This window comes from Neorhizobium sp. CSC1952 (genome assembly GCF_030378245.1).
Taxonomy (GTDB): Bacteria; Pseudomonadota; Alphaproteobacteria; order Rhizobiales; family Rhizobiaceae; genus Neorhizobium; species Neorhizobium oryzae_A.
Genome location: NZ_CP128416.1, coordinates 2,429,577 through 2,437,500, shown reverse-complemented (window position 1 = coordinate 2,437,500; position 7,924 = coordinate 2,429,577). Strand labels below are relative to the sequence as shown.

General features: G+C 64.5%; 5 protein-coding genes and 1 pseudogene (1 of these 6 running past the window's edge). 2 read left to right on the top strand and 4 right to left on the bottom strand.

Annotated features, from left to right (window positions below):
- Positions 1–1,779, top strand: partial view of a M23 family metallopeptidase gene (locus tag QTA58_RS11945; protein WP_085419545.1) — the 3' portion only. 153 nt of this gene lie to the left of the window's left edge; the window shows 1,779 of its 1,932 coding nt (coding positions 154–1,932); the start codon falls outside the window, past its left edge; the stop codon is at positions 1,777–1,779.
- An 18-nt stretch (positions 1,780–1,797) separates the two neighbouring features.
- Here QTA58_RS11945 and QTA58_RS11940 read toward each other — a convergent pair.
- The 3 genes and pseudogenes from QTA58_RS11940 to clpB form a co-directional block, all read right to left on the bottom strand.
- Positions 1,798–2,019, bottom strand: a pseudogene (locus tag QTA58_RS11940) (BrnA antitoxin family protein); the annotation flags it as partial.
- 205 nt (positions 2,020–2,224) lie between these two features.
- A complete protein-coding gene (locus QTA58_RS11935) occupies positions 2,225–2,479 on the bottom strand; it encodes a BrnT family toxin (RefSeq protein ID WP_289672984.1) in 255 nt (84 codons plus the stop codon).
- Positions 2,480–2,607: 128 nt separating this feature from the next.
- The gene (gene clpB / locus QTA58_RS11930) at positions 2,608–5,208 is read right to left on the bottom strand and encodes an ATP-dependent chaperone ClpB (RefSeq protein WP_085419546.1); all 2,601 of its coding nucleotides are present in this window, start codon (positions 5,206–5,208) and stop codon (positions 2,608–2,610) included.
- Positions 5,209–5,596: 388 nt separating this feature from the next.
- Here clpB and QTA58_RS11925 point away from each other — a divergent pair, with 388 nt between their 5' ends.
- On the top strand, positions 5,597–6,685 hold the full coding sequence (locus QTA58_RS11925) for a 3-deoxy-7-phosphoheptulonate synthase (protein WP_289672981.1): 1,089 nt from the start codon (positions 5,597–5,599) through the stop codon (positions 6,683–6,685).
- Between the two features lie 248 nt (positions 6,686–6,933).
- On the opposite strand, the gene QTA58_RS11920 is transcribed toward QTA58_RS11925, so the two are convergent.
- Positions 6,934–7,737, bottom strand: coding sequence for a DUF4167 domain-containing protein (locus QTA58_RS11920; RefSeq protein ID WP_289672980.1), 804 nt, complete (start codon positions 7,735–7,737; stop codon positions 6,934–6,936).
- Positions 7,738–7,924: the final 187 nt, after the last annotated feature.

Below are 7,924 nucleotides of genomic sequence, written 5' to 3'. Positions count from 1 at the left end.
GCGCTGTTTGCCGCTCTGGACGGCCGCCAGCAGCTTGCCATCCCCGCCGAGGCCTCCGCCTCTGTTCCCCATGACGACGTCGATATCGCCTCGCGCGGAAAACGCCTGCTCGGCGGCAATATCGTCGCCATGCCGACCGACCGGAAGATCATGGAGGTCTCCACGGTCCTTCATGAAGGCAATAAGGAAGTCGTCCGGCGCAGGCCATTCGCGCATGTGAAGATGAACCTTGCCGCAAACCACGTGGCGCAGGAGGACTACCCCTCCTTCGACCCGCTGACGATCTTCTCGTCCAGCGAGACGCCGCCCCCGCCGGCCGCGCGCGCCGGCGCCATCTACGGCTCCAACGTGGAATCCGAGGTCAGCCTCCAGACGGCCGCCTTCCCGCTCAAGGGCAGCGCCTATGCCTATGCGCCCGCCATGACGCTGGAAGAGGTGGAGGAGAACGTCCGTTCGAACGGTTCGGTGCTCGCAAGCGGCAACACCCAGCTCTCGGCGCTCTACTACGTCGATCCGCAGCGTTTTTCGTCGAAGGACGACGACCTCGACATCACCGCGGGACTTTCGGCGCGTGTGGTCGAGGAGAACATCTCGGTGTCGGCGCCCGAACCGATCACGTCGCATACGCGCGAATATGCCGACGATATCATCCCCGTCCGCAAGCCGGAGACCGTCACGCAGGCGATGACGGAGGTCGGCTATCCCGAGGGCAAGGCCCAGGAGATTTCCGGCTATCTGCAATCCCGGCTCGGCGGCGCCGATCTCCTCGCAGGCGACGTACTGCGCATCGGCGTGATCCAGGAAGGCGACATGGTGCTGGTCGTGCGCGCCAGCGTCTACCGACGCGGTAAGCATCAGGTTACCATCGCCGTCGACGACCACGGCCGCTTCATCGACGGCGACGCCCCGCCGATGCTGGATGCCGTCGCCTCCGCCTTCAGCGAGCAGCCGCCGCAGGTCATGACCGGCCGCGAGCTGCCGCGCGTCTACGACGGCATCTATCGCGCCGCCCTTTCCTACGGCATGAGCAAGGAGATGACGTCCCTTCTGGTGAAACTGCTCGCCAGCAATGTCGACCTGCAGGCCCAGCTGAAACCGACGGACAGGGTTGAAGCCTTCTTCTCCGTGACCGACGAGAAGGGTCAGGCGAGCAAGGATTCCGAACTGCTTTACGTGAACGCCCAGTTCGGCGACACCACCACCCGCTTCTACCGTTTCCAGAATTCCGACGACGGATCGATCGATTATTTCGACGAGGATGGAAAGAGCATCCGGCAGTTCCTGCTGCGCAACCCGCTCCCGAACGGCCGCATGACCTCCGGCTTCGGCATGCGCGCCCACCCCATCCTCGGCAGGTCGGTCATGCACACGGGCACCGACTGGGCCGCGCCGCGCGGCACGCCGATCATCGCCACCGGCAACGGCGTGGTGGAGAAGGCCGGCTGGGATTCCGGCGGCTACGGCAACCAGACGCTCATCCGCCATGCCAACGGCTACGTCTCCTCCTACAACCACCAGAGCGCGATCGCCCCGGGGGTTCGGGAAGGCGCCAAGATCACCCAGGGCCAGGTCATCGGCTATGTGGGCTCGACCGGCCAGTCGACCGGCGCGCATCTGCATTACGAGCTGATCGTCAACGGCACCAAGGTCGATCCGATGAGAGTGCGCCTGCCGGGCGGCAGTTCGCTGGAAGGCAAGGCGCTCGCCCGCTTCGAAGAGGAACGCAAGCGCATCGACGCGCTGCTCAACAACCAGCCCGACGAAGTCGCCAGCCGGTAAGCCGACGAGCTGCCCGGGTCAGAGCCCGGTGGCCTTTCTCAGGTCGTCGTTCATCCGCGATTGCCAGCCTTTGCCGGTGGCTTTGTAATGAGCGACAATGTCGGGGTCGAGGCGAATGGTGACCGATGTTTTGACCTTCTCGAGCGGCGGCCGCCCGCGTTTGGCGACCTCCCGGTCCATACTGGCCGCGAGATCGGGAAAGACCTCCCGGAACGGCCTCATATTGGCCAATTCCTCTTCTTCCAGAGGGCGTTCCAGGTCGGGATCGGGGCCGATCAGTTCGCCGGTCTTGTCGTCGACCCACCAGCCATCGGCATCCTGATGGACACCGCCGGCTGCAATCAGCGCCTTCATCTCTTGGTCGTAAACCTTCCAGCGGCGGAGCATCTCGGCGGAATCCTCTTCCGAATCCCCAAGATCCCTGGTCACGAAACTAGGCCATTGCTTAGCCATGGGGTCGGCTCCTTTCCTTTGGGCTCGCCCGCCGCATCGAGATCACCGAGATCGCTTCCGATCCGAGCGGGCGAAAAACAACTGCGATAACGACTGTTCCGTTGAGGTCCCCGACAGCGAGGAAGCGGCCCTGCCTGCTGACTTCGACACGCGCGGACAGGAAAAACTCGAGCGTGAGATCGGCAAAGTCCAAGCCGTGCTTGGCAATGTTCGTCTCCCGTTTCGGCTCATCCCAGATCAGTTGCATATATTGTACGTACAATAATGACGGAATTCCGGCAAGCGCCGTCTTTCTCGGCCATGAAGGCGATCCGGAAATGAAAAAGCCGCGTCGTCACCGACGCGGCTTTTTGCCTGTTCAAATGGACGCCCGTTTCAGGCGGCCTCGCTGACCTCCCGCTTGACGCGGAAGAGCAGCCGGTCGGAGCCGGAACTGACCGCGACCGTCGAGCCGTCGGGGATCTGGCCGCCCAGGATCTGCTCGGCGAGCGGGTCCTGCACGTATTTCTGGATCACCCGCTTCAGCGGACGCGCGCCGTAAACGGGATCGTAGCCCTTCTCGGCCAGCCATTCGCGGGCGTCCTCGCCGAGATCGATCGCGATCTTGCGTTCGGCGAGCAGGTTCAGCAGCCGCTTCATCTGGATGTCGACGATCGCCCCCATCTCGCTGCGGCGCAGGCGATGGAACAGGATGATCTCGTCGACGCGGTTCAGGAATTCCGGGCGGAACGACGCCTTCACCACATCCATCACCTGGTCGCGGACCTGGTCCACGTCCTCGCCGTCACGCAGATTGGTGAGATATTCCGCGCCGAGGTTCGAGGTCATGATGATGATCGTGTTCTTGAAGTCGACCGTGCGGCCTTGCCCGTCCGTCAGCCGCCCGTCGTCGAGCACCTGCAGGAGGACGTTGAAGACATCGGGATGCGCCTTCTCGATCTCGTCGAACAGCACGACCTGATAGGGCTTGCGGCGGACGGCTTCCGTCAGCGCGCCGCCTTCCTCATAGCCGACATAGCCGGGAGGCGCGCCGATCAGCCGCGCGACCGAATGCTTCTCCATGTATTCCGACATGTCGATGCGCACCATCGCGGTCTCGTCGTCGAACAGGAAGCGGGCGAGCGACTTCGTCAGTTCCGTCTTGCCGACGCCCGTCGGGCCGAGGAAGATGAACGAGCCGATCGGCCGGTTCGGGTCCTGCAGGCCGGCACGCGAACGGCGCACCGCGCGCGAGACCGCCTGCACGGCATCGCCCTGGCCGACGACCGACTTCGCCAGCTCGTCTTCCATCCTGAGCAGCTTCTCGCGCTCGCCTTCCAGCATCTTGTCCACGGGAATGCCCGTCCAGCGGGAGACCACATGGGCGATGTTGTCGGGGGTGACGACCTCCTGCACCATGGATGCGGCACTGCCGTCCTGGGCCTCCGCTTCGACCAGCTCCTTCTCGAGCTTCGGAATGACGCCGTAGGCCAGTTCGCCGGCACGCTGGTATTCACCCTGGCGCTGGGCAATCGCCAGCTCGTTGCGGGCCTCGTCGAGCTGCCTCTTCAGGTCGGCGGCAAGGCCGAGCTTCTGCTTCTCCGCCTGCCAGCGGGCCGTCAGCGCGGCCGCCTGCTCTTCCAGCGAGGCGAGCTCGCTTTCGAGCCGCGCCAGCCGGTCGGCCGAGGCGCTGTCGGTTTCCTTCTTCAGGGCCTCCCGCTCGATCTTGAGCTGGATGATGCGCCGGTCGAGCTCGTCGAGCTCCTCCGGCTTGGAATCCACCTGCATGCGAAGGCGCGAGGCGGCCTCGTCCATCAGGTCGATCGCCTTGTCCGGCAGGAACCTGTCGGTAATGTAACGGTTGGAAAGCGTCGCAGCCGCGACCAGGGCCGAATCCGAGATGCGGACCTTGTGATGCTGCTCGTATTTTTCCTTGAGGCCGCGCAGGATCGAGATCGTATCCTCGACCGTCGGCTCGTCCACCATGACGGGCTGGAAGCGGCGGGCGAGCGCCGGATCCTTTTCCACATGCTTGCGGTATTCGTCGAGCGTGGTCGCACCCACGCAGTGGAGCTCGCCGCGGGCAAGCGCCGGCTTCAGGAGGTTGGAGGCATCCATCGCGCCTTCGGACTTGCCGGCGCCGACCAGCGTATGCATCTCGTCGATGAACAGGATGATCTCGCCGTTTTCCGACTGGACCTCGTTCAAGACGCTCTTCAGGCGTTCCTCGAACTCGCCGCGATATTTCGCGCCGGCGATCAAGGCACCCATGTCGAGCGCCATCAGCTTCTTGTCCTTCAGGCTTTCCGGCACGTCGCCGTTGACGATCCTGAGCGCCAGGCCTTCGGCGATCGCCGTCTTGCCGACGCCGGGCTCGCCGATCAGCACCGGGTTGTTCTTGGTGCGGCGGGAAAGGACCTGGATGGTGCGGCGGATTTCGTCGTCGCGGCCGATCACCGGATCGAGCTTGCCCTCGCGGGCTTCCGCCGTCAGGTCCCGCGCGTATTTCTTCAGCGCCTCGAAACCCTGTTCGGCGTTCGCGCTGTCGGCCGTGCGGCCCTTGCGGATGTCGTTGATGACCTGGTTGAGGCCCTGCGCGGTCACGCCGGCCTTCTTCAGCGTCGCGGACGTCGAAGCCGAGCTTTCGATCGCAAGCGCCAGAAGCAGGCGTTCTACCGTGACGAAGCTGTCGCCGGCCTTCTTGGCGGCGTCTTCGGCGGTCGCGAAAACTTTTGCGAGCGGCTGGGAGAGATAGATTTCGCCGTTGCCGCCGGAAACCTTCGGCAGCTTGGCAAGTGCGGCATCATTGGCGATGCGGGCTTCCTTGGCATTGCCGCCGGCGCGCTCGATCAGCGAGGACGCCATGCCCTGGTCGTCGTCGAGCAGCACCTTCAGCACGTGTTCCGGCGTGAACTGCTGATGCCCCGAGGCCAGAGCCTGCGTCTGCGCCGACTGCAGGAAACCGCGGACGCGCTCGGAATATTTCTCGATGTTCATTCACAACACCTCCAGTGATCGCCCTGCCCTTACGAGGCGCAGGCCGATGATTGAGATTGAGCTCCCTCAAAAGGCGAGCCCGGCCGGTCACGCCGGCTTCGGCTTGAGATATGGTAAGGGGAATCCGGTGTTTAAAGAGTTCAGAAAAGCAAAAAACGCCGGCGCGCGCCCTGTAAATTTCCGCGTGACATTCGCAAACCGGACGACTACATACGCAGCATGTCGTTCACGTCCTTTTACGCTTCGCGATTTTATGCGTACCGCTGCCCTCAGCGGATGCGGGTCCGTGCGTAGCTGATTTTCGACGCGACGACATCACCCGAACAGCCGCTAGTCTACCTGGCGGCTTTTTTGTTCCGCACGGTATGACCAAACAGGAGCCATGCCCGTGCCGAATGCCACCCCCGTCAACACCCCGATCAGCACCGTCGACGATCTGCGTATCGTCGAGATCAACCCTCTCACCGCCCCGGCCGACATCATTCGCGAGATCCCGCGCGACGACGCCGTCACCGGCACCGTCACCCGGACGCGCGAGATCGTCCATCGCATCCTTCACGGCCAGGACGACCGCCTGCTGGTGATCGTCGGCCCCTGCTCCATTCACGATCCGGTCGCCGCCAGGGATTATGCGGGAAGGCTGGAAGAACAGCGCCGCCGCCTCGGCGACGATCTCGAAATCGTCATGCGCGTCTATTTCGAAAAGCCCCGCACCACCGTCGGATGGAAGGGCCTGATGAACGACCCGCATCTCGACGGCAGCTACCGCATCGAGGAGGGACTGCGGATCGCCAGACGTCTTCTGCTCGATATCAACGCGATGGGCCTTCCCGCCGGCTGCGAATTCCTCGACACGATCACGCCGCAATATATCGCCGACCTGGTGAGCTGGGGGGCGATCGGCGCACGCACGACGGAAAGCCAGGTGCATCGCCAGCTCGCCTCCGGCCTCTCCTGCCCGATCGGCTTCAAGAACGGCACCGACGGCGGCACCGCCATCGCGCTCGATGCCATATTGGCCGCCTCGCAGCCGCATCATTTCCCGGCGGTGACGAAAGACGGGCGGGCGGCGATCGCGTCGACCACCGGCAACGAGGACTGCCACGTCATTCTTCGCGGCGGCCGGAAGCCGAACTACGAGGCGGCGGATGTCGAGGCGGTATGCCGGGATGCGGCGAAACGCGGCCTGGAACCGCGCATCCTCATCGATGCCAGCCATGCCAACAGCGGCAAGGACCCGATGAACCAGCCGCTGGTCGTCCGGTCCGTCGCAGCGCAGATCGCCGCGGGCAACACCGCCATCAAGGGCATGATGCTCGAAAGCAATCTCGTCGCCGGCCGCCAGGATCTCGTCCCCGGCAAGCCGCTCGTCTATGGCCAGAGCATCACCGACGGCTGCATCGACTGGGAAACCTCCGTCTCGGTGCTCGAAGACCTTGCCCGCGCCTCCCGCGGGCGGCGGACGGCACGGAACTGACCCGCGCCCGAAAGCACCCGATCCCGCTAAACAAAGACCGCTCGCAAGAACGGCCTGAGACTGCCGACAAAGGCGACAACGTCTCTTCCGTCATGCTCGGGCTTGTCCCGAGCATCCAAGCCGCTGATGATTTTGCACATCTTCGGCACAAGGCCGGGAATGACGCCGGAACTGGCTGCGCCTTCACCGATAAAACAAAAAAGGCCGCTCCGAAGAGCGGCCTTTTCTGTCTCATTCGCCGATCGGCTTCACTCGCCGGCGGCTTCTGCCAGCGCCGGCTGGGCGTCGTCGCCGGCGGCATCGCCCTCGGCGCCCTTGCGCGGCTGGCGGCGCGGACGGCTGGCGGCACGGCGGCGCGGGGCGCGCTCGGCCGGTGCGGCCGCTTCGGCCTGTTCCGCCTGCTCGACGACCACCTCGGCCGGAGTGCCTTCGATCACCGGCTGCGGGCCGGAACCGTCATCGATGGCGGGGGCCGCCGGCTGCGGCTGTTCGGCGGCGACCGGCTGCTCGCGCTCGCGGCGTTCCTGCCGGTCCTGGCGTCGGTCGCGGCGCTGTTCGCGGTCGCGGCGGTTCTCGCGCGGCTGCTGATCCTGGGCCTGTCCGTTCTGCTCGCGGCGCGGCTGCTGCGGCTGAGCCTCGTCGACGACGGGCTGCTGCGCGAAGCCGAGATCCTCGGCCTCGGCGCTCTCGATCTCGTCCTGGTCGAGAGCGGCGCCGTCGCGGTCCTGATAGTCGCCGCGATCCTGGTGCTGGAAGCGATCCTGCATCTGCGCCTGGGCGGCGGCGATGATGCGGTTGTAATGCTCGGCGTGCTGCAGATAGTTCTCCGCCATCACGCGGTCGCCGGAGCTTTGCGCATCCCGGGCCAACGCCGCGTATTTCTCGGCGATATGCTGGGCGGTACCGCGGATTTTCACGTCTGGACCGGAGCTGTCGTAAGTCCGGCTGAGAGGATTTCCACCCTTGCGGTTGAAGTTGTTGTTGCCGCCGCCGCCGTTATTGTTGTTATTGCCGCGCCCTCGACCGCGTTTGTTCTGCTGTCCTGGCCTCATCTATCGTTCACCAATTCTCTGTCTTCGCTGATAAGGGGCCACGCGGCCTGCCGGTCCATGCCGGAACAAGACTTCGCGTGCCACGTACAGGCCGACCAAAGCGTCCTGCCGCTTGTGAAAGTCAAATTAACTGATTCACGCACCGGGATTTGTTCAACCTTCGCAACTCTTCGAAAAGAGCAGGATC

Excerpts from the sequence above, each read along its gene's own strand:
- QTA58_RS11935 (WP_289672984.1), bottom strand. The coding sequence starts at position 2,479 with ATGCAACTGATCTGGGATGAGCCGAAACGGGAGACGAACATTGCCAAG.
- clpB (WP_085419546.1), bottom strand. The coding sequence starts at position 5,208 with ATGAACATCGAGAAATATTCCGAGCGCGTCCGCGGTTTCCTGCAGTCG.
- QTA58_RS11920 (WP_289672980.1), bottom strand. The coding sequence starts at position 7,737 with ATGAGGCCAGGACAGCAGAACAAACGCGGTCGAGGGCGCGGCAATAAC.